The organism is Bacillus sp. UNC41MFS5 (genome assembly GCF_000686805.1).
In genome coordinates this window covers 868,642-890,026 of sequence record NZ_KK366017.1, presented here as the reverse complement: position 1 = coordinate 890,026, position 21,385 = coordinate 868,642, and the positions used below count along the sequence as shown (strand labels likewise).

General features: G+C 38.2%; 19 protein-coding genes. 5 read left to right on the top strand and 14 right to left on the bottom strand.

Annotation, left to right across the window (positions count from 1 at the left end; genetic code table 11):
* Nucleotides 1-44: 44 nt before the first annotated feature.
* The 9 genes from BR30_RS0120765 to BR30_RS0120725 all read right to left on the bottom strand — a co-directional run bounded on the left by BR30_RS0120765 (nt 45) and on the right by BR30_RS0120725 (nt 9,485).
* A complete protein-coding gene (locus BR30_RS0120765) occupies nt 45-554 on the bottom strand; it encodes an aromatic-ring-hydroxylating dioxygenase subunit beta (protein WP_026566670.1) in 510 nt (169 codons plus the stop codon).
* Nucleotides 555-575: 21 nt separating this feature from the next.
* Nucleotides 576-1,880, bottom strand: coding sequence for an aromatic ring-hydroxylating oxygenase subunit alpha (locus tag BR30_RS0120760; RefSeq protein WP_026566669.1), 1,305 nt, complete (start codon nt 1,878-1,880; stop codon nt 576-578).
* 37 nt (nt 1,881-1,917) lie between these two features.
* Entirely contained in the window at nt 1,918-2,703 is a 786-nt protein-coding gene (gene nadX, locus BR30_RS0120755) for an aspartate dehydrogenase (protein WP_026566668.1), read from the bottom strand.
* A gap of 15 nt (nt 2,704-2,718) precedes the next feature.
* Nucleotides 2,719-4,164: an aldehyde dehydrogenase family protein gene (locus BR30_RS0120750; RefSeq protein WP_026566667.1), complete on the bottom strand. Its 1,446-nt coding sequence runs from the start codon at nt 4,162-4,164 to the stop codon at nt 2,719-2,721.
* Between the two features lie 13 nt (nt 4,165-4,177).
* Nucleotides 4,178-5,866 carry a thiamine pyrophosphate-binding protein gene (locus BR30_RS0120745; protein ID WP_026566666.1) on the bottom strand — a complete coding sequence of 563 codons (1,689 nt, stop codon included), beginning with the start codon at nt 5,864-5,866 and terminating at the stop codon, nt 4,178-4,180.
* 31 nt (nt 5,867-5,897) lie between these two features.
* Nucleotides 5,898-6,689 carry an SDR family oxidoreductase gene (locus BR30_RS0120740; RefSeq protein ID WP_026566665.1) on the bottom strand — a complete coding sequence of 264 codons (792 nt, stop codon included), beginning with the start codon at nt 6,687-6,689 and terminating at the stop codon, nt 5,898-5,900.
* Nucleotides 6,690-6,730: 41 nt separating this feature from the next.
* Nucleotides 6,731-7,654: a VOC family protein gene (locus BR30_RS0120735; protein WP_026566664.1), complete on the bottom strand. Its 924-nt coding sequence runs from the start codon at nt 7,652-7,654 to the stop codon at nt 6,731-6,733.
* A gap of 121 nt (nt 7,655-7,775) precedes the next feature.
* Nucleotides 7,776-8,309 carry a cupin domain-containing protein gene (locus BR30_RS0120730; RefSeq protein WP_035445767.1) on the bottom strand — a complete coding sequence of 178 codons (534 nt, stop codon included), beginning with the start codon at nt 8,307-8,309 and terminating at the stop codon, nt 7,776-7,778.
* Nucleotides 8,310-8,669: 360 nt separating this feature from the next.
* Nucleotides 8,670-9,485: an IclR family transcriptional regulator gene (locus BR30_RS0120725; RefSeq protein WP_026566662.1), complete on the bottom strand. Its 816-nt coding sequence runs from the start codon at nt 9,483-9,485 to the stop codon at nt 8,670-8,672.
* Between the two features lie 275 nt (nt 9,486-9,760).
* Between BR30_RS0120725 and BR30_RS0120720 the strand changes: the two genes are divergently transcribed.
* On the top strand, nt 9,761-11,050 hold the full coding sequence (locus BR30_RS0120720) for an MFS transporter (RefSeq protein WP_026566661.1): 1,290 nt from the start codon (nt 9,761-9,763) through the stop codon (nt 11,048-11,050).
* Between the two features lie 151 nt (nt 11,051-11,201).
* Here BR30_RS0120720 and BR30_RS0120715 read toward each other — a convergent pair whose 3' ends face one another.
* The 3 genes from BR30_RS0120715 to BR30_RS0120705 form a co-directional block, all read right to left on the bottom strand.
* Entirely contained in the window at nt 11,202-12,449 is a 1,248-nt protein-coding gene (locus BR30_RS0120715) for an NADP-dependent malic enzyme (protein ID WP_026566660.1), read from the bottom strand.
* A gap of 125 nt (nt 12,450-12,574) precedes the next feature.
* Nucleotides 12,575-12,733: a hypothetical protein gene (locus BR30_RS37440; protein ID WP_197032370.1), complete on the bottom strand. Its 159-nt coding sequence runs from the start codon at nt 12,731-12,733 to the stop codon at nt 12,575-12,577.
* Between the two features lie 229 nt (nt 12,734-12,962).
* Nucleotides 12,963-14,243 carry an MFS transporter gene (locus tag BR30_RS0120705; RefSeq protein WP_026566659.1) on the bottom strand — a complete coding sequence of 427 codons (1,281 nt, stop codon included), beginning with the start codon at nt 14,241-14,243 and terminating at the stop codon, nt 12,963-12,965.
* A 478-nt stretch (nt 14,244-14,721) separates the two neighbouring features.
* Here BR30_RS0120705 and BR30_RS36875 point away from each other — a divergent pair, with 478 nt between their 5' ends.
* The 3 genes from BR30_RS36875 to BR30_RS37435 all read left to right on the top strand — a co-directional run bounded on the left by BR30_RS36875 (nt 14,722) and on the right by BR30_RS37435 (nt 17,883).
* Complete coding sequence (locus tag BR30_RS36875; RefSeq protein WP_155928749.1) at nt 14,722-14,877, top strand: hypothetical protein; 156 nt, start codon at nt 14,722-14,724, stop codon at nt 14,875-14,877.
* Between the two features lie 116 nt (nt 14,878-14,993).
* The gene (locus BR30_RS0120695) at nt 14,994-17,057 is read left to right on the top strand and encodes a cation:proton antiporter (RefSeq protein WP_026566658.1); all 2,064 of its coding nucleotides are present in this window, start codon (nt 14,994-14,996) and stop codon (nt 17,055-17,057) included.
* Nucleotides 17,058-17,706: 649 nt separating this feature from the next.
* Complete coding sequence (locus BR30_RS37435; RefSeq protein ID WP_197032369.1) at nt 17,707-17,883, top strand: hypothetical protein; 177 nt, start codon at nt 17,707-17,709, stop codon at nt 17,881-17,883.
* 385 nt (nt 17,884-18,268) lie between these two features.
* Here BR30_RS37435 and BR30_RS0120675 read toward each other — a convergent pair whose 3' ends face one another.
* Nucleotides 18,269-18,466, bottom strand: a complete 198-nt coding sequence (locus BR30_RS0120675) for a hypothetical protein (protein WP_026566657.1) — start codon at nt 18,464-18,466, stop codon at nt 18,269-18,271.
* A gap of 1,187 nt (nt 18,467-19,653) precedes the next feature.
* On the opposite strand from BR30_RS0120675, the gene BR30_RS0120670 reads away from it, so the two are divergent.
* Nucleotides 19,654-20,547, top strand: coding sequence for a LysR family transcriptional regulator (locus tag BR30_RS0120670; RefSeq protein WP_026566656.1), 894 nt, complete (start codon nt 19,654-19,656; stop codon nt 20,545-20,547).
* Nucleotides 20,548-20,828: 281 nt separating this feature from the next.
* Here BR30_RS0120670 and BR30_RS35370 read toward each other — a convergent pair whose 3' ends face one another.
* Nucleotides 20,829-21,218 carry an amidohydrolase family protein gene (locus tag BR30_RS35370; protein ID WP_051633699.1) on the bottom strand — a complete coding sequence of 130 codons (390 nt, stop codon included), beginning with the start codon at nt 21,216-21,218 and terminating at the stop codon, nt 20,829-20,831.
* Nucleotides 21,219-21,385 lie beyond the last annotated feature (167 nt).

Sequence of the window (21,385 nt, the reverse complement as noted above, 5' to 3'; positions counted from 1 at the left end):
CCATTGTCTCCACCTCTCTAGTTATCTTTCATACGTGATTATAGTTACACGAAGATTGCAAGATTTCTTGTATTTATTGTTGTTTGATCTACAATGAATACCCTTTTGGAAAGTTTCCATTTTCCATCTTCAAATAGAAATTCATCATTTCGTTCACCCGAAATTAAATCATGATGAATATCTGTGCTTCGGCTACGGTAAATCAGCAAATAGCTATTTACAACTGCCTTTTCACCCTCAACAAAGTCTTTCACACGGACATTACTGACAAAGCGGCGCGTTCTTGAAGGAGGAATTTCCGCCCATGCATAATCCGTTTTCAAACGCTCCACGCGAAGCTTTAACAACTCAATATCATCATTAAACGTAAACATATCAGTTGAATAGTCTGGACGTTCTACTCCTTCTTTATTAACTCGTACAGGCATTTGATAACGCAAGCTCGAATGCATTAAATGAAACCAATCATCAAATTCAATGTCATCAAGTAATTGTGCTTCATCATACAACCACTGTTCAAACTCACATTTTGCCAGCATTTTTTCCACGTTCATTTTTCTTCCCCCTACTACTCATCACTTCGTCATTAATTCCAGCCAATATTTGTAGAAATTACGCTGAGCCGCTTCTGTGAATTTATCATTGTAGGCAACACCTGGTCCGATAAACTCAACAGGTTCACGATGAAGACCCATTGTATAGTTATAATTTAACTTATTTTGAAAAGGCATTGAGCCTTGGGCGGCTTCCGTAATGTCCGTAAATACCTCCGTGTCATCTTGTTCAAAAATACCCGATGGGCTAAACGTCAAGATAAACGAATCTCTCGAACGATCCTTCCAATCTTGAGGGGCGTTTTTTTCAACGAGCATCCATGCGATTACTTCCATCTTATTAAGGCCAATTGGTCGCCACATTCTTATGGAAGTGTTAGAGATTAACTGGTCTTTTATTTTTGTATGGGATATTAAAAATGATAGATTCGGAAAAACGTTCCCAATCATATTTTTTAAGTTTGATAACACTTCAAATTGTTCTTCAGACAAATTATTTTTATATTCATCTTTCAATTCTTCCGGGAAAGCAAAGTCAGGGTTAGGTGTTCCGAGATTTAGCCCATGTCCATTTTCTGTGTAAATTTGAAAACCGCGCTTTGAATAGGTAGCATTTGGCACCATGCCTAGTTTTGCAATTGAACCATGTGTGACCATCGTATGATAGGAATCACCAACAAAGTTATCAGAACCGACTTTCCAGTTAGAGTTCACGATAAATCGTTGAGGAGCCCCAATCACTTCCATTTCTGCGCGTCCTACAACGATATCTATATACCATTTGAAATCGCCGAGAAACTCTTCAAGCGGCTCTGCATCTTGATTCCATGTTCCAAATAAAAGACCTTTATAAGATTGAAGCTTCACTTGGTGAAGACCCATTTCTGAACGGTCAAGCGTCTCGCCATAAATATCTTTTTGAAGCGGAACACCAACAAGCTCCCCTGTATTTTTAAAGTTAAATCCGTGATATGGACACGTAAATAAAGACTTATTCCCTTTGTCAGCCCGACATAGTTTCATTCCACGATGGGTACACATATTATAAAAAGCACGAATTTCTCCTTCTTTATCACGTGTAATTATGAGTGAATATCCAGAAAGTTCACGGGTCATGAAGTCCCCTGTGTTCGGGATTTCAGATTCATGGCCGACAAAAACCCACGTTTTCAAAAATACTTTTTCATGCTCTAAATCGTAAACAGTTTGATCGCCTAAAAGGTAAGCAGGGATTACCCCATCTTCTGGTTTGACCGTTTCGTTCAAATAATTAACCACTTGCTCTTTCGACATTTCTTTTAATGATTGATTAGTTGTTTTAAGCATAGTTGTACTCCTCCCTCTTCGGGCTTCACTTAATTCATTATCCAACTAGAATAGTATTGTCTTTGTTTTGAAGCGTAGCCAGGACACTTAAAGCAGCTAAATAACTCGTTTTCGGATTGTTTGGCATCGGATCATTTTCTACTTCAAGCTTAAGTTTTCCGAACAAACCTGACGCTTCAATAAGATGGCTATTCTTCAACACATCTGGATCGGCAATAATTTTTACTTTCGTCTTTTCAGAACCAAGACCGGCTAAAGATAACACAATCGCAACATTAATATTTCTCGGAAATTGCTTAATTGCTTCAGCTGCAGAGCCTTCAAATAAAACCGTTTCTTTTTCTGATGAAGCACCAGCTGGCAATGCGCTTGGCGGTTTTCTCGTTGTAATGGACACTGATTCAAGTCCATTCACGGCTTTTGCTGATTTTAGTACATCGAGTCCTCCAATCGCACCAGATGGAAGGAAAACGTTCACATTATTTTTCCGGCAAATTTCGCGTATGCTTTCTTCAAAAGCAGCATCGGCCATTACTCCTATGCTACTTAATAATAAATCTTTTCCATCTTCAAGAACTTTCAATGCGTATTCTTCAGCGGCTTCAATGGTCGCTGCTTCAATGACTAGATTCACATCAGAATGAAGGAGTGAGTCAACATCTCGATACCACTGTGCCCCAAATTCCTCAGCTAGTTGAGCTGCGATTTCTTCGCGGCGTGCATAAATCGAAACGATTTTTCCACCTGGAAGAAGTCCGTCCTTATTTATTGCCTGAAGCAGAAATGTACCGATATTACCGCACCCAATTAGCCCTATTTTCATGCCATTCACCCTTTCTCAATTAGCAAACCCGTATGAATCTGCATAGAATTCCAGTCCACAATGTCTCGTTTCGCGGGAAACACCACTTTCTTTTAAACCCGGAAAGTCGAGAGCCAAATCACTGAAAACGGTATGATTATTATGGAAAATAGCTCCTGCTTCGAGGCGATCGGCCAGCTCAATAGCTAATTCTGCATTCTCAGTCCAAACAGACGCCCGTAAACCAAATTCACTATCATTCGCTAACTTTACCGCTTCATCAACATCAGAGAAAGGTAAAATAGGGATGACTGGTCCAAATTGCTCGACGCGAACAATTTCGCTTTGCTGATCGATTCCTGTAACAATCGAAGGCAGCATAAAATAACCTTGATCCCACGATTCCGGATTAAGTTGAATGCCGACAGTGATTACTTCTGCACCTGACTTAACTGTACGTTTAATCAACTCATTCACATAATCAAACTGCGCTTTATTATTTAACGGCCCCATTGTTACATCAGGCTGAATGCCATCACCAACAACAACCCGTTCAAACTCTTTCGTTAATTTTTTGACAACTTCTTCATAACGCGATTCATGGACATACACACGTTTAATAGCTGAGCACACTTGGCCTGCTGCTCGTAAAATACCCATTTTAAGACGATTGATCGCTGCTTCATCCATGTTAGCATCGTCCAAAATAATTGCTGGATCATTGCCGCCGAGTTCCATATATACTTTTTGGAGATTTCCTGCAGACTTCTTCATAATATCTTTTCCTGTTTCAGTACTGCCGACAAAAGCGACGGTACGCACGCGGGAATCAGAGCAAAGTCTGTCACCGATTACTTTTCCTGAACCTGTCACAATATTAATGACGCCTGGTGGAAAATGTTCAGCGACTACTTTTAAACAAGTCATAATTGTTAATGGACAATTTGTAGCAGGTTTTACAACGATGGTATTACCTGCTAAAACGGCTGGGATGACTCGTTTAAATGTTAAAATCATGGGTGAATTCCATGGTGTGATCACTGCTGTGACGCCTCTTGCTCTTCTTCTAACTTGGACTTTTTGATTTCCTGTTAGCACTTCTGGTTTCCACCAGTTACTCAGCTCTGCTGCGCAGCCCTTCATGACCTCAACACACCGTAGTAAATCTTTTTTAGCTTCTACAAGTGTTTTTCCATTTTCCCGTACAAATAGTGTGACATTTTCCTCGATGATAGTCGCCAGTTCTTCTGCCGCTGTTTTCATGAGGGCTGCTCGGTCTCCTATATCAGAACGAGACCAGGTTTCAAAAGCCTTATCTGCCACTTCTATCACATCATTTACAATGTCCTCAGAACATATTGCCACTTCGCCTACTACTTCTGACGTGTTTGCAGGATTAATCACATCAACTGTTTCTTTTATTTCTTTCCATTCTCCATTAACGAGGTATCTCCCTGAAACAACTGGATATGTCGAAATCATTTTCAATCCTCCTTTATATTTTTTTGGGTTTAAATGCTTCCGCTGCTCCTGGAGGTCCGCCGAACGGTTTTGCCATTGGCCCAACAGCTTCCATATCGACAACGATCATTGACGGTTTACGTCTTTCTTTTGCTTTTTTTAGTTCGCTAACAAATTCATCTCCAGAACCAATCCGTACAGCAGCATAGTGCATTGACTCAGCAAGCATTACAAAATCAGGACTCAATAAATCCACAGCTACTTGGCGTCCATATGCAGCATCTTGGATATTGCGAAGAACCCCGTACCCTGAGTCATCAAACAATACAATGATGATTGGTAAATTTTCTTCAGCTGCCGTAACCATTTCCCCGACATTGACCATAAACCCGCCGTCTCCAGCCATCAGCACAACTGTTTTATCTTGACAACCCATTTGTGCACCAATTGCTGTTGGAAGGCCTTGACCAATTCCGCCTCCTGACGCATGAATGGAAGTCCTCGGTTCATAAATTTCAAATAAACGGCTTCCCCAAACATTTGCCTGAACAGTTACATCACGAACTAAAATGGTATCGCGCGGCAATATTTCTCTCATTCCATCTACAAATTGCTCATATGGTCCGAGCGTTTCACGGAGTTGAGCGCGCACTTCATCTCTTAGGGAACGTACTTCTTCTATATAAGAAGGTACTGCAGAAACTGATTTTTCTTCGAGCTTTTGCACGAGAGCCTCTAACAAATCTTTTGCATCGCCAACTAAACCGAATGTCGCTTTATAGTTACGGTTGATTGCCTGCCAATCCGCATCAATTGCAATATGCTCTTCTGGTACAGGTACTTTCCAGTTGGACGTTTCATTCCCTCTAAAACGGACACCTACGCTGATCAATAAATCCGCATTTCGCAAAAACTCTTTTGTGGACTCATATGCCGCAAAATGTCCGATGCATTGTTCGTGGTCTTCTGGAATCGAACCTTTTCCTGTTTGACTTGTAATAACTGCTGCGCCAAGAATTTCCGCCAATTGTTGCAGCTCATGTGAAGCATTAGCAGTGATGACACCGCCTCCTGCCCAAATTACTGGACGGCGTGCTTCAATAATTTTTGTCACTGCTTGTTCAGGAATAAATGCCGTTGATTGTTGTTTAGACTCTGCGACTTGTACACCATCAAGAGAAAGATCCTCTATAATCGCCGATTGAAAGTCAATTGGAATTTCTAGTGATACCGGTCCAGTCGGCGCAGTTAACGCTTCTTGAATCGCCTTTCTTACTACTGCAGCTGTTTGTTCCGGCCTTCTTAGCCGTACAGCATGTTTACATGCACCGCTCATCATCGAGAGCTGATCTTTGCATTCATGTATGTATCCTCTACCTGTTCCAAGATATGGGGATGCGACTTCACCGGTAAGATGAAGAAGTGGTACGCCGGCAGCCCATGCTTCAACTAATGAACCAGCTGCATTTCCTGCTCCTGTTCCCGTACTTGTAATTACTACACCTAATTTCCCAGTCGCACGCGCATAGCCATCTGCCATATTGACTGCACCGCTCTCACCACGCGAACAGATAAGCTTAATGCTTCCCTCTCTAAGAATGGCATCATAGATAGGCATATTATGAATACTGACAATACCGAAAGCGGTTTCTACGCCTGCACGTACTAGCTCTTTTACAATGGCATCCGCTGTTGTAAACTCTATCTCTTCTTGTTTTTTCATTGTGATATCCTACCTTTGTTTAGTAATATAATTAAAGCGCTTTACCTATCGCTCCTGCAGTTTCAATCGTCGAGCCAGCTACATAACTCGCTTTGTCTGAAGCTAGAAATACGATAACACTAGCAACTTCTTCCACTTCACCTACACGGCCAAGTGGAATATTCCGTTTTTTCGCAAGATCTCTATAATATTCTTCCGGATCCATATCAGGGGCATTTTTCAATCTTCTGCGCTCCCATTGATCAGTCCGAATCAACCCGAGGCTAACTGAATTCACTAATATATTGTCTAAAGCCAGTTCTTGAGACAAAGTTTTGCTTAAATTTAAAAGACCAGCCCGTGTAGCTGCAGTCGCTACCATGTGACGCTCAGGCTCTTTAGCAAGCGTGGCATTAATATTAATAATCCGCCCGCCACCTCTTTTAACAAGGTGTGGATGAGCAGAACGAACCGCATAAATGATAGCAAAATACTTTAATTGAATTTGTTCTTGCCACTGTTCATCTGTAATGTCAAAAAAATAACCCATCACGCTTTGTCCAGCAGCATTTACTAATATATCAATTCCGCCTAACTTTTCTGATGTCCTGTTAATAAACGATTCAACGTCTGATTTCGAGGTAACGTCACAAGTTGATGCAAAAATATCTTCTTTGTTCCCAAATGATTGCAATTGATGTTGGGCATTTTCCATGCGCTCTTCGCTTCTTCCACATATAGCTACTTTTGCGCCTTCACCTAAAAACATTTCTGCTGTTTTTAATCCTACACCTGATGTGCCTCCCATAATAACAGCAACTTTTCCTTTCAAACCTAAGTCCATCTCGTCACTCCTTTAAATATGTAGCTTCTCGATTCGCCGCATTAACGAACGTTAACTGCTGCATCTACCCAGCCTGGATCGGGATCTCCACCCATTGCTTTTCGAGCTTCAGGTCTCGGTGGCCCTGCAATACCCCATTGATCCATTAAATGAGGCACACGTTTCCATACACGTGCTCTCCACTCAGACTCATCTTCAATCGTTTCGAGATAGCACGTATACTCCATAACGAATCCGCCTGGGTCCTGAAAATAACAGAAAATATTGTCTCCTGGTCCATGACGTCCAGGCCCCCATAATTCACTATAGCCAGCTTTTCGAACATTGCTTATACCACGCATTAGTTCATCGACTGAATCAACCTCGTAAGCAATGTGATTGACTGAAGCATGTGTATCTTGATTGAATGCGATTGAGTGGTGTTTTCGGTTACACCGCAAGAAAGACATTTGGTGCTCGCTCCAATCCGTTACTTTAAAGCCAAGTACATCTGTATAAAACTCTACAATCATATCTAAGTCTTTTGTGTTCATGACAACATGATTCAATTTCACAGGATCAACGTTTTTCTTGTTCCAAATGGACGTTTGGACTTCCACCCAAGCCGAAAGCTCTATCACGCGATTTTCTGGATCCACAAACCGAAGTCCATATCCAGCTCCTGCTTCATCCAAATAACCTGGATGTTGGATAATACGTACACCTTTTGACTGTAATATTTCAGCTGCACGATCCACTGCGTTTTTATCGACCATCCCAAATGAGATGTGGTGCAAACCACGCTTTTCTCCTTTGTGAAGGCTTACAATATGGTGTTCTGGTCCAGCCCCACGAAAATAAACTGTATTTTCTTCTTTTGGAACATTCACTCTATCTAAACCCCAAACCTTTTCATAAAACTCTGCTTGTTCGTCAAAATTCGACGTAATCAAACTAATATGCCGTAAATGAGTAATTCCAAGCACTTTTTATACCTCCCATTAAACAGATATCCCTCGCATCAGAAAACGTTTTCATTTGGCAACGCTCTAGAAAAGGCAACTGCATTATTTTTCATAATGCAGCTGTGACTTTTCTATTTATTAATCAACCTTTAATGATTGCTTCTCTTTCTTTAGCACGTTGTTTACGTAGTTCTTCAAGTGCGCTACCTTCTGGATAGGTTGGCAAATTAGGCTTTACTGCGCCAAGCATAACGAGCATACGCGCCTCTTCTTTTCCATCATTTCTGATTCCGCGATATACTCCTGGAGGGCTGCTGATGCAGTCTCTCGCATTCAGTTTAATTTCATGAACTTCACTATTGCTGTCTTCCTGAATTAACGCTGTAACTTCTCCCTCAAGAATAAAAAATACTTCTTCTACATCATCGTGGAGGTGCAACGGCCCGATACATCCTGGAGGAAGCACCATTGTACTTAATGTAAAATGTTCCGCTGCAATTACATTTGAATCATTATTCGCAGTAGCACCTCGACCAATATATCGCAATTGTGCACGTCTATAAGCTGGGTCAATTTCCTCCTGGAACTTCAAGACATTCCAATCAAGTGTACGGTCTTCCAAGCGGGCCACATATTTTTTTTCAAATTCTTTAACCGAAAAAGTTTCTTTTGTCATTTTATAAATCCTCCCTTTATTCATTGTTCTTTATATGCATTTTGTTTTATATATAAAACAATGTTTTATTTATAAATTAATTCTAAAATGGAATCATTATATTGTCAAGATTAGTTTTTAGAAAATTTAAAAGTGTTTTTATTTTAAAACCCCACTTTTTTTGAACAATCCAAGGCTTTATCTAAAACTATGAACAAAAGCGGAAGTAACTTATAAAACTTGGAACTTTATGACGAAACGTTTACCCACAGTTTATAAATATATTTTCTAAACAACAAAAAAGTGTGGTTACCCTAAAGATCGGGTATCCACACTTTTGAAAAAAGATGATTCTTTTTATAGTTAAGATCAATTGCTTTTTCAGACATCCTTTTGATTAAACGCTTTTGGAATTCCTCCACTGTATCCCATATAATTCGATAGTAACTGGGAAACTTCCAGTACTTTTGGCAAAGAAATTTTATCCATAAAATCTTCCTGGTAAGCCGATTCTGTTGCTACGACATTCAAAGCCGCCAAAATTTCTCCAGTTCTATCAAAAATCGGCGCTGCAACAGAACGAATACCCGGATGGAATTCTCCACTAGTCATTGAATATCCTTTTTGCCGTATTGTTTCTAATTGCTGTTGAAACTCACTCGGTGTTATGAGTGTCTTAGCTGTATAAGGAGTTAGGTTTGAGACATGAAACATTTGCTTCAGACTTTCTTTTGACTGATAAGCAAGCAATAATTTTCCATTGGCTGTTGCATGAGCTGGGAGTCTCATTCCAATGTTCACATTGATAGCGGATACACCCCTGACCGGAGCACTTCCTACGTATACCACTTCCTGTCCATCCAAAATAGACAAATGACAAGAAGCACCGATTTCATCACGCAGCTTTTCCATATAAGGTTGGGCAATTTCCGGGAATTTCAAGCTGTTTAAATAACTAAAACCCAATTCAAGCACTTTTGGAGATAATTTATAATGTTTTGTATTTTCATCCTGAGACAGGTAACCCATATTTTGAAGTGTAAATAATAAACGATATGGTACCGTTCTGCTAACGCCCAGCTGTTTCGCTATTTCTGAAAGTGACAAACTCGGCTGTTCTTCATTAAAAAGCTTTATTATTTCCAATCCTCTTACTAATGAATTGGCACTATACTTTTCTTTTTCTTCGCTTACCATTCGAGTATTCCTCCCGTTGTTTACTCTTTCAGAGCCCCTTAATATATAGGAGAAACTGATCATTATCTAATAATTTATTTTTTCATATATAAAACATCGTTAATAAATAAATTATATATTTGTCTGAAATTAAATTCAATATGTTAATATATTAAATTGACAAACAATTATACTTATTTTATCGTATATATATTAAAAACGTTTCATCAACAAAACATATTTTTCAATTGTAAACGTTTTAATTATTAATTAAGCTTTAACAAGGAGAAGATATTATGCTTCAAGGACAAAAAAGATGGTTATATATTGCCGTACCGATTTTTTTCTTTTGGTTCTTTGGACAAATTGATAAGGTGGGTATTTCCATCATTCAAACAGATCCGGATTTCTTGAATACGTTCGGGATAACAGGTGAAGACAAAAATACAAAAATTGGTCTTCTTTCGTTTGTTTTTACTATAGCTTATGGGGTTTCAAATCTTTTTTGGGGCTTCATTATTGATAAATTTGGTGCGCGAAAAACAGCTATTGCTGGATTATCCATTTGGACGCTTACCATGTTTTCGTCAGGTCTCACTACTTCATATGAAATATTTTTAGTAAGCCGAATTATTCTTGGTTTTGGCGAAGGGATGATGCTTCCTGTATCCGGTAAATTTATTTCTTCCTGGTTTAATAATCGCGAAATAGGACGTGCTCAGGCAGCTGGGCTTACTGGAAATTATTTAGGACCGGCGATTGGAGCCGTTGTATTGACTCTCATTATTTCATCACTCCACTGGCAGTCAGCTTTCTTTATTCTAGCGACGTTTAACTTATTTATTAATATCCCAATGTTTATCTTCCTGACAAGAAATAAACCAGAAGAGCACCCGCGGGTTAGTAACGAAGAACTGGCTTTTATCCGTCATTTGGATGTTGATGAGAAAGAGGGAATCGCGTCTGAGAATAAGAGTTTTGCTCAGGATTACCGTTTCTGGATTGTCTGGTTTGGTATGCTCGTATGTTCTTTCCTTTTCTTCGGGATCAGTATTTGGCTCCCAACATATCTTATGGAAGCAAAAGGCTTCGAACAAAAAGGGATGTCAAGCATCACTTCCCTCTCCTGGTTATTTGCGCTTGGATTTGTTCTGTCATGCGGTTTTCTTGCCGATAAGACAAGACGGCCAGGTTTAATGGCATCGATTTTATTTATAATGACAACCATCTTTTTGACAGTGGCAGTTTTTATCCCAAATCCAATTATAGCGGGGATTTGTATGGGTCTTGCAATGGGATGCCAGGGCGGTGTGTTCCATCTGAGTAATTTGCTTATGGTAAAATACTCAACACCAGAAACAGCCGGTCGGGCAGCAGGTTTGATGGGATTCACAAATATTATGGGCGGCTTTTCAAGCTATATTATGGGCTGGCTTCGTGACATATCAAACGGGGACTTCAGTACATCCATTGCTATGTTAATTTTTGCATCTATTTTAGGTTTGGGCGCTTATGTATTTACGGTTAAAAAAGAGGCAACTGAACTTCATTCAGCTCCTCTCCCTACTCAAAAAAGGCACGCCTAAAAGAATGCATTTTTCGAAAATATATTTTGAATCAATAATAAAAAAATTGTAAGATCACAAATTCATAAATCCCCTTCCATTAGACCGATCAAAGTTAAATCTTTAACGTCTACAGGAAGGGGATTTTTAGATAGTCATAGTTTCCCTGGATTTATACAAAAGCAGGTTGTTTTTCTTCTTCAAGTGTTAATAGACGCTTTTTGATCTCTTCTACATTTACAATTTTTCGTGAAACATCCGTTTCCATTGCAGCTTTAGCCACAGCCGCTGCTACATGGGCAGCAACCCGGCGGTCAAATGGATCCGGGATCACATAGTCAGTATGGAGGTCTTCCTCTGAAATCAATCCAGCAATGGCATAAACAGCTGCCAGTTTCATTTCTTCATTGATTTCTTTTGCCTGAACGTCTAAAGCACCGCGGAAGATGCCTGGGAATGCAAGTACATTATTCACCTGATTCGGGTAATCAGAGCGGCCCGTCCCAACTACCAGTGCTCCCGCTTCTTTTGCATCCTCCGGCATAATTTCCGGCACCGGATTCGCCATCGCAAAAATGATCGGATTTTGATTCATGGAACGAACCATCTCTTTGGTAACAACACCTGCAGCTGATACCCCGACAAACACATCTGCTCCCACTAGCGCATCCGCTAATGACCCTTGTTGTTGTTCTTTATTAGTCATACGGGCCATTTCTTCTTTAAATGAATTCATTCCCTCAGGACGGCCTTCATAGATGATTCCTTTTGTATCACATAAAATAACATCTTTTACTCCCATATGAAGCAACAGCTTAATAATCGCCACTCCTGCGGCACCCGCACCGTTTGCGACTACGCGAATATCTTCAATTTTCTTGTCAGCCAATTTTAGAGCGTTGATTAATCCGGCAGCTGTTACGATTGCAGTACCGTGTTGATCATCATGGAAAATGGGAATATTGCAAACTTTTCGTAAGCGATCTTCAATTTCAAAACATTGAGGTGCAGAAATGTCTTCTAAGTTAATCCCGCCAAATGTAGGCTCAAGTAATTTGACAACCTCGATAATTTTGTCACAATCAGTTGTATCTAAGCAAAGAGGGAATGCATCTACATCGGCAAATGACTTGAATAACAATGCTTTTCCCTCCATAACCGGCATTGCAGCTTTTGGGCCAATATTTCCAAGTCCGAGTACAGCTGTTCCATTTGAAACAACTGCAACAAGATTACCCTTCATTGTATAGTCATATACCTTGCTTTCATTCTCATGAATGTCCAGGCAGGGTTCTGCAACGCCTGGTGAATAAGCAAGACTTAAATCGTTTGCATTTCGTACTGCGACTTTTGAGTGAACACCAAGCTTTCCTCGATTTTCTTTGTGCATCTTTAATGCTTCTTCACGTAAAGTTGACATACAATGTCTCTCCCTTTGTTTAATATGTTATTGTTATAGGAAAATCGAGAAAAAAGAGCTATGTGAAAAGGATACATAACTTTGGGCTTCAGCCCATTTTATTCTTAGTTATCATGGAAAAGATCTTAAACAGCAACTAATTCAACACCATAATCATTATAATAAACAATCTCGGAAAGAATCTTACAGCCTTCAATGTTTTCGAAAGCTTCTTTTGCTTCTTCCGCTGTGTCAAACTCAAACATTTTTATATTTGAATTTGAATAGAGAGTGATGAGCCACATTAACATTTCCCCCAAATAAATTTGATTTCATTAAAGAAATACTTTTGGTTTCTCAGTAAGAATCTAGCGCTCCTTCATACTAAGAATCCACATATAAAAACTTATTTTATGTAACTTTTAGCCATCTAATTAAAAGGATTCTGGATCTTCCAACCGTGTGCTTTCCCACCACCTGGTCTGATTCTGCTTAGCGGGTCGCTGCTGTCTACTTGATTCAAGTCAATTCCATTTAAACAATTACTTTATTTCCTGATGTATTGCTTAGATGATATTCAGCAGCCTCTTTTTTAATCATAAACAGGTACGCCACAAATCCAATAATAGCTGCCACAATCAACATGATAATGGATGGACCAAAATCTCCACCGGACGAATCGCGTACCCACCCCATAATATAGCTCGAAAAACCACCCATAATATTCGTGAACCCCATTAAACCGGCTGCGCGGCCCGCTGTTTTAGGTGTTGAAAATTTGATGATGAATAAATTGGTTAGATGAAACATTCCTCCCTGAGATCCCATTGCGAGTCCCATTGAAACGCCAGCCACGATAGGATTTGGTGCAATAACTGCAATTGTCAAAAATGAAGCTGTAAGTATGAAAAGAATCGTCGCCTGTATACTCGGGCGTTTCGTTTTGTCTGCTAGGAATCCACCAACCAGTACAAATCCAAGTGCGAATAGCCACGATAATGAAGTAATCCCCGTCATTGCTTCTCTTTCAAAGCCTTTGGCTTCAACGAGATATGTAGGCAGCCAAATACTGATTCCAAAGAAAAGAAAGGACGACATCAAATTGCCAAACCAGACAATCCAATAACGAAAATCCTTAGCGAAGAATTGCTTCGTCTCTGCATCAACTGTTTCGTCTTTTTGGCGAATATAGGAGACCTCTTCTTTACTGAGACGTGGATGTTCTTCTGGCGTATTACGTGTCAGAAAAAGGAACATTGGAATATTAATAAATAAGTTAAAGCCGGCAAGAACAAAGAATGCGGCCTGCCAATGAAAAGTGGAAATAACTAGTATAAGGATAACCGCACCCACTGCTGGACCAAGATAGTTGCCAGTAATCCAGGATGATTGTGCACGGCCAAGCTCTCGCTTATTAAACCAATTCGAAATAAATTTACCCGATATTGGAATCATCATACCTTCCCCGATTCCAAGGATGATTCTACTAATTAAAAACATTTCATATGAAGTAGACAGCCCTCCAATTACCATGGTCGCTGTCCATGCCAGTAGACCCAAAACAGCTGTTTTCCTTGCCCCTAACTTGTCGATAATAATTCCCCAAAAAACGTTGGAACACGAGTATGAAATCATGAATATAAAGGAAATTAGGCCAATTTTTGCATTTTTATCTGGGCCAGTTAAACCAAGATCACTTAAGAATCCCGGATCTGTTTGGATAACCGAAATGCCTACTTTATCAATCTGACCGAAAAACCAAAAGAAAAAAATTGGAACGGCAATATACAACCATCTTTTTTGACCTTGTAACATGTTATTATCCCCCTTCAATTTAGTCCTACACGAATACGCTTTCATTATTTGCGATAAAAATAATATCACTCACACTATTAAACACCATCAACTCCCCTTTAATAATTAATAGAGTAAACCACTGTTTTATATATAAAACAGTGTTACTATTATTAATAATAATATATTTTATTTTATTAATAGTCAATAATATTCAGATAATTAGTTTTTATAAAGAAAAATAGTTTTATATACGAAACAAAAAAGGTATTGATTCATTGATAACAACAATGAATCAATACCTTTTTCTTTCATCAATACTTTTCAATGTATAAAACAAAAATCAACTAGTTATGAGTGTATTAGAAGAAAATAGGACCATGCAGATCATTACTTCATTGTAATGATTGTAGTGAAATCTTAAAACAACGAGTACAAGCATCTGAACATAAAGATGTAATAAATAAAAAACCAACTTTTCTTTGAAGGAGGTTTATATATGAGTATATTAGCGAATATCATTTGTAAATTTAAAGGTCACGTGTATGAAGAAATAAATCAGAGACCTGATGGATGGGGATATATCGCGACTTGGTTTAGATGTAAAAGGTGTGGTAATGAAACAGTAGTCACGAAGCGAGAAGATAAAAATTAATGGCAGGGCCCACCTGCCCTCTTTTTAATTTCACGAATTATAAAAGTGGTTTTCTAATAGGTTTAAATTATCCGATAAAAACAGTTGATGTTTGACAAAAGTAAGGGGGAATTCTTATGCATATACCACTGAAGGAGCCAGTTCTTATATTTGGTTTAGCTGTGTTAATATTTTTGCTGTTCCCTATACTAATGGGAAAATTAAAAGTACCGGCTATTATCGGTCCTATTATAGCGGGAATTATTATCGGACCAAACGGGCTAGAAATATTGGCACGTGATTCAACAATCGAATTGCTTGGAACCGTCGGATTATTGTTTATCATGTTTATTGCAGGACTGGAGCTGGATCTAGATGGTTTCAAAAGGTACAGAAATCGCAGTATTTTATTTGGCTTACTCACGTTTTCAATCCCTTTAATTCTTGGAGTAATAATAGGTTTATGGCTTAATCTCAGTTTACTATCGGCCATTTTATTTGGTACCATTTTTTCCTCCCATACGCCTCTAGGGTACCCCGCCATAAGCCGGCTTGGTATTGCGAAAAACAAAGCTGTTACAACAGTGGTTGGCGGTACATTATTAACAGATAGTCTAGCTATGATTTTTCTCGCTGTAATAACAGGGGCTGTTGAAGGTAATTTAACACTTGGATTTTGGATGTACTTGATTATTGCCACAACGCTCTTTGCTGTAGTTGTTCTAATTTTCACCCCTTACCTGACAAAGTGGTTCTTTAAACGCTCCAACAATGAAGGAACTATAGAATTTAATTTTGTCTTGGCGATTTTATTCGTCGCCGGGGCCATATCATTATTTGTGGGCTTGGAACCAATTATTGGAGCATTCTTGGCCGGTCTAGCCCTGAATCGATACATTTATGATCATGGTCCATTAATGAACAGAATCAGATTTACGGCAAATGCATTGTTTATTCCATTCTTCTTGTTATCCGTGGGTATGTTAATGGATTTTCGTGTTCTTGTAGCCAGCTCCGATGCGATACTACTAACCATGTTAATCCCAATTGTAGCGATAGGCAGTAAACTGTTTGCCAGTTGGACAACAGGTAAAGTATATGGCTATTCCAAAGCGGAAAGGAAGGTAATGTTTGGACTTTCTACAACACATGCTGCAGCAACATTAGCCATAACACTTGTTGGATATCGCCTTGGTTTATTTGACCAGCAAATAATAAATGCTGTAATAATTATTATTTTAGTTACTTGTATCATGGGCCCATACTTCTGTGAAAAATATGGTAGAAAATTAGCCATTGCACAAGAGGAAACGGTAATGGATGAAACACTTCCTGAACGTATATTAATCCCGATGGCTAATCCACATACAATGGAATCCCTATTGGATTTAGGATTTGTCGTAAAAAGGGCAATAAAGACAGATGAGCCGCTTTACCCATTATCAGTCGTTCAGGAGGATTTAAAACAAGCAATCAATGAAATAGCTCAAGCAGAAAGAATGCTTGGGCACTCCGTCATGTATGCCTCAGGGGCAGATGTTTCTGTTAAGCTGTTGACACGAGTGGATTATAATATTGGAAGAGGGATAGAACGCGCTGCTACGGAAGAACGAAGCACAACGATTATTGTGGGGTGGGATGGCGCAAGCGAAGGGGGCCGAAGAATCTTCGGGAAAGTAATTGATAATTTCCTTGAACATACGTATCAACGCTCACTTATAACCCATATCAAGCAACCGTTAAATACGATGGAACGGGTAATTATTATGTTGCCAAATAACATCGTGCATAAACCGGGTTTTGGCGATTCTATATCCATTATTAAGAGCATTGCCTCACAGCTCAGTGCTACAATGAAGGGTCTTGTCATTCGTGATGATTTAGAAATGTATGAAAAGACATCTCAGCAAGTACACCCTAATTTAAATATCGAGTTCCAATCAATCGATAGCTGGAATTCCTTATATGAAGGAAATTTAAATAATGTTAAATCAAATGATCTTGTGATTGTATTAAGTGCCAGAAGAGGGACCGTAGCATGGCACCCAGAACTAGAGGCTTTACCAAAAAAAATAGCTTCAATGAATCTTGAAAACTTCATCGTGTTCTACCCAACCGAAATGAAGGAAACAGACATTCGTGGTTCACGGGGTACTGAGATCCCAAAAGAATTACTCTTTAAAAAAGATTATGATGACTAAATGAAACTTTTAATATTGGATTTACTGGAAAAAACCGATAACAATACAATGATTAAAATACCACTTACAATACAGAGAACCAATGTTACAAAGTAATTGAGACAAAAGAAGCACGATGAACATTTTCGTTCGTGCTTCTTTGTATCCTATATATTTATTTTTTATATTTTTAAACCGAAAACCCGTCTTATCGACAGACCCCCCTCGGTTTCGACAAGGCGTCTCCGATGGTGGCTCCGCACTGATGATTAATTGGATACATTTCGGACACTCTAGAATTAGGAGGTGCTCCGCATGTATTCTTCTTGGATATACACTCATTTTATAAACACAGGTTGGTTTGTCATCTCTTTGTTTTCTATTCCTCTCATTTTATTAGCTTTTTTATTATACTTAGAGTTAAAACAGCAGATGCAAGATAATGACGGTAGTCAAAATCAATAGCACCCAGCGTTATTTCTTCCACATTACGCACCATTACTCGCACATTTTCCGAAATACCGAGTTTCTTCTACGATATACCCCTGGTAGGTATATTCATAATTTCCTCTATAATTCCGTCAAATAAATAATATTAAAAAGGAAAACGCTTACAACTTAGCGAATATATACATTGAGTTACTAATAAAAGTACACGGAGGGATGTCTTTTGTTGAACTGCAAAAAATGTGAAAAAGAGTTTTATTTCCAAGTTACGGAAATGAATGTCCCTGGAGGCAAAGAGCGTGAGTATATAAATTGTCCCCATTGCGGTGAAACAAATGGTTCAGTTGTAACGAGCGGTGTCGTGTATATTCATAAAATTGAGGAAAACACTAAGAATTAATTATCGATACTTTACACGCCAATTGGGCCCTTGAACATAGGGCTTTCTTTAATTTTTGTACAAATAAAAACGCCTCTTTTCATTAGAGCGCGTTAAAAAATATTAACTTTCTATGTACTTAACATTAGAAAAAGGAACTAAAATCGTATGTCCAAAGCTATTAATTGCCATAAAATAAGTATCATGTAAGGAAATAAATTTTAATTCTATTACTGTCCCGTCATTAAAATGAACTGTTACATAAGAACCTTGCAAAAAATTGGACATCCGTCTTCACCTCCCCTTTTATCATATTCCTTAAACTTAAATATTGTTAATAAAAAACGCCACCCGTTAAGGTGACGCAAAGGTTATCGCGTAATCCATCCGACGAATAATTCGGTAGTCATTTCCTCCGCAGATAGCTCTTTCCGATATACGTCTTAAAAAATCCGAATTTATTATAGTGCTCTTGAATCGTCCGTTTCGCTAGTCCTTCGCCCTTCTTTACGAGCATAAACTCCTCAAACATTTCCGTAATAGTTATCGTAACTTTAACCGGTACAGCACGCTTAACTCTTCGTTGTAGACCTTTCCGCATCATAAATAAAAAATCCCCTTCCGCAAAATTAATAGCGTAAGAGGACGAACAGTTTTAAGCAACTATTAAAAAAGTCTTAACCGACAGTCTTTCACAGTCTTGCGTCGAGACTGGGCGGAAACTGTGTAAGTTAACGGTTCAATCAAGGGCAAAATCACCGAGTCAATCATCGTCAAACCCTTTCGGGAGTAAAATCATTGGCGGGACTGCGTGGGAATCGAACCCACCAGACCTGGCACGCAGGTCTCAAGCAGTTTTGAAGACTGGACGCCTTAATTGCAAATTAATTGATGTTTATGAAATCAGGAGAATCCTCTCAAGATCAAACTCAGATGAGTTTTATAAAGATATAATCACAAGTATTTTTCTATTTAAATCACTAGTATATATGTCAAATCCATTAGTTTTATTTATCATACCTTTTACCCTTTGAAGGGAAAATATCCCATTGGAAAAACACCAAAAAGTTATTAAATTAAAAAACACCGTTGATTTCAGACTGCGCTTCTTGCAAAAATAGTAAATTTTATTGATAGGCAAATTTAATATTATAGTATAATTTTATTCACTTGTCTCAACATTTCTTCCGATTTACCTTTAATATTCAATCAGGTCAAAGATATGCTTTCCCTCGATCTCTGCATTAATATAGACGGTGCCGGGTATACTTCAAGATTTGTTCCTATCACAATACCAAGATCTGATTCACAAATTTTTTATAAGGATGCTACCCAGGTATTATTCGGTAAAATTACTCCCAACCGGACAATACCTGTTCGCGATTTTCTATAACAGTGGCGGCAAGTAACAATCAATCAATATACGACATAAAAAGACAATTGTTTGGTGCTTTGCACTACTTCGACTATTAAAAAAACATCTATAACTATTTATTGTTGTCGATTATTCATTGCTATTGTTGGAACTTTTGGAAAAATATTTATTCTATGGAAACGTCTACTCAACTTATTGAAGCTCCGGTATTATAAAAAATATTTTGGATTTTAGCCGTAAAAAGAAGATTTTATTGATTAGAATTTAACATCATTAAAATCTATAATTAGTTTAAATTATTGGTTAGTTGTAATTTTTACATAAAAATGAAAGCGCATTAATTCAGCCGCACGGAATGTTTTTTTTGATATCATAATATAAAAGGAGCTCATTTTTTTAAATAAGGAAGTGATGTTATGGATGATGAACAACTTTTAACCTTTATTACTGTTTTTGAGTTAAATAATTATTCGCGTACAGCAGAGCACTTGAATTTAACACAGCCCGCGGTAACGGCAAGAATTCAAAAATTAGAAAATGAGCTGGACTGTAAATTATTTTACCGAGAGGGAAAAAAAATCCTATTGACTAAGGAAGGAACTGCCCTGCTTCCATATGCTCGTAAAATATTAAACTATGTAAAAGAAGCAAGACAGGTGATTGAAGGCATTAAAATCCCAACAATTACCATTGGATTATCACCTGCCATCTCAGTTTCAATTGTCTTAGAGGTTTTATCACATCTGCGCAGAACAAGTGAGTTTTCTTTTGAACTAGTGGAAGCAGCGGACTCTGTAGAAGTTTCTAAGATGATTAAAGATGGGTCAATCGATTTAGGGCTTGTAAGAGATGTAATCCCATTTACAAATCTAGAATCAGAATATATTTTTCATGAAAAACTTGTTTTTATTGTTGGAAAAGACCATCCATTAGTTGGAAAAGCTGAAATTTTAAAAGACGATCTTATTGACCAAACGATGATTTGCTATCGTAGGGAAACAGCCTTATGGAGAAAAATTGATGAAAGATTAATCGGAGTAAGAAATCTAAAACGAATTGAAGTTGGCGGATTCGAAATGGTAATATCGATGATTAAAAATAACTGGGGTTTTAGTGTCGTACCAGAACTAATTTTAGCTAATCACACAAATAAACACAATAAAGATTTATATACCGTCCCTTTTGCTGAATTTAAAGATCTCTCTTATAATGTTGCTGGAATATATAAAAAGGATTCCCCAAAATTAGAAAGGCTTCTTCTGTTTCTTCATACTTTTGAAGCTATTTTAAAAAATTTAAAATCTATTTAAATAGGTATAAGCTATGGATTAGTAAGAACAAAGGACATTCCATTTAAACAGAAATGTCCTTTGTTATAAATCTATACTGTTTCTTTAATAACACTGTGGCTTTATTTAACCCCAGAAACTCTATAGCATTTTCTCCATGCATTTTTTCTTTTCCTCATCCAACACGTTTTCTAACATTTCGACTACATTTCCTGGTGGTGCTTTTCGCAGCAGAAATGTCTAGTCAGTACCCATGATGATGGGATCAGCCCCCAATTTTTCAATCATAAATTGAGGTTGTGCTAGTCATAGACTAGTATATCGTAATAAATTTTCTTCGCATAATTGCTTGGCGGCTGGTCCGTTGTACGGATATGCGGCCATACTTCCCAAGCTTGTTCGATCCTTGGTAATAAATAGGGTAGGGTTCCTCCACCATGGGCAAAACAGATTTTTATATCTGGATACTTATTAAAAATGCCGCTGAAGATTAAACTTCCTGAAGCAAGCGCTGTCTCGGAAGGCATCCCGATTGAATACATATTATCTTCAGGCATTCTCTCTTCGCCAACTGTCGCCCAAGGATGGACTAAAATCGGAACATCCATTTTTGCCGATGCTTCTAAAAATCTTTGGAATCTCCGGATCATCAAGACTTTTGCCGTTTGCATTGCTACTGATTTCAATACCAATCAGCCCAAGCTCTTTTATAACTCTTTCCATTTCTGCAATTGCCAAATCGGCATCCTGCAATAGTACCGTTTCAGTGGATTTCTAATCGAAATAATCTTTGTTTTTGCGCCTCAATTCAAGATTTTAGTTATATTCATAAGGTTATTAAATGTTACACAAACTTATA

Coding starts and splice junctions, on each gene's coding strand:
- BR30_RS0120715 (WP_026566660.1), bottom strand. CDS start 12,449: ATGTCAACTTTACGTGAAGAAGCATTAAAGATGCACAAAGAAAATCGA.
- BR30_RS37440 (WP_197032370.1), bottom strand. CDS start 12,733: ATGTGGCTCATCACTCTCTATTCAAATTCAAATATAAAAATGTTTGAG.
- BR30_RS0120740 (WP_026566665.1), bottom strand. CDS start 6,689: ATGGACTTAGGTTTGAAAGGAAAAGTTGCTGTTATTATGGGAGGCACA.
- BR30_RS0120745 (WP_026566666.1), bottom strand. CDS start 5,866: ATGAAAAAACAAGAAGAGATAGAGTTTACAACAGCGGATGCCATTGTA.
- BR30_RS36875 (WP_155928749.1), top strand. CDS start 14,722: ATGAGTATATTAGCGAATATCATTTGTAAATTTAAAGGTCACGTGTAT.
- BR30_RS0120705 (WP_026566659.1), bottom strand. CDS start 14,243: ATGTTACAAGGTCAAAAAAGATGGTTGTATATTGCCGTTCCAATTTTT.
- BR30_RS0120760 (WP_026566669.1), bottom strand. CDS start 1,880: ATGCTTAAAACAACTAATCAATCATTAAAAGAAATGTCGAAAGAGCAA.
- BR30_RS0120670 (WP_026566656.1), top strand. CDS start 19,654: ATGGATGATGAACAACTTTTAACCTTTATTACTGTTTTTGAGTTAAAT.
- BR30_RS0120695 (WP_026566658.1), top strand. CDS start 14,994: ATGCATATACCACTGAAGGAGCCAGTTCTTATATTTGGTTTAGCTGTG.
- nadX (WP_026566668.1), bottom strand. CDS start 2,703: ATGAAAATAGGGCTAATTGGGTGCGGTAATATCGGTACATTTCTGCTT.
- BR30_RS0120750 (WP_026566667.1), bottom strand. CDS start 4,164: ATGATTTCGACATATCCAGTTGTTTCAGGGAGATACCTCGTTAATGGA.
- BR30_RS0120725 (WP_026566662.1), bottom strand. CDS start 9,485: ATGGTAAGCGAAGAAAAAGAAAAGTATAGTGCCAATTCATTAGTAAGA.
- BR30_RS0120730 (WP_035445767.1), bottom strand. CDS start 8,309: ATGACAAAAGAAACTTTTTCGGTTAAAGAATTTGAAAAAAAATATGTG.
- BR30_RS0120765 (WP_026566670.1), bottom strand. CDS start 554: ATGAACGTGGAAAAAATGCTGGCAAAATGTGAGTTTGAACAGTGGTTG.
- BR30_RS0120675 (WP_026566657.1), bottom strand. CDS start 18,466: ATGATGCGGAAAGGTCTACAACGAAGAGTTAAGCGTGCTGTACCGGTT.
- BR30_RS0120720 (WP_026566661.1), top strand. CDS start 9,761: ATGCTTCAAGGACAAAAAAGATGGTTATATATTGCCGTACCGATTTTT.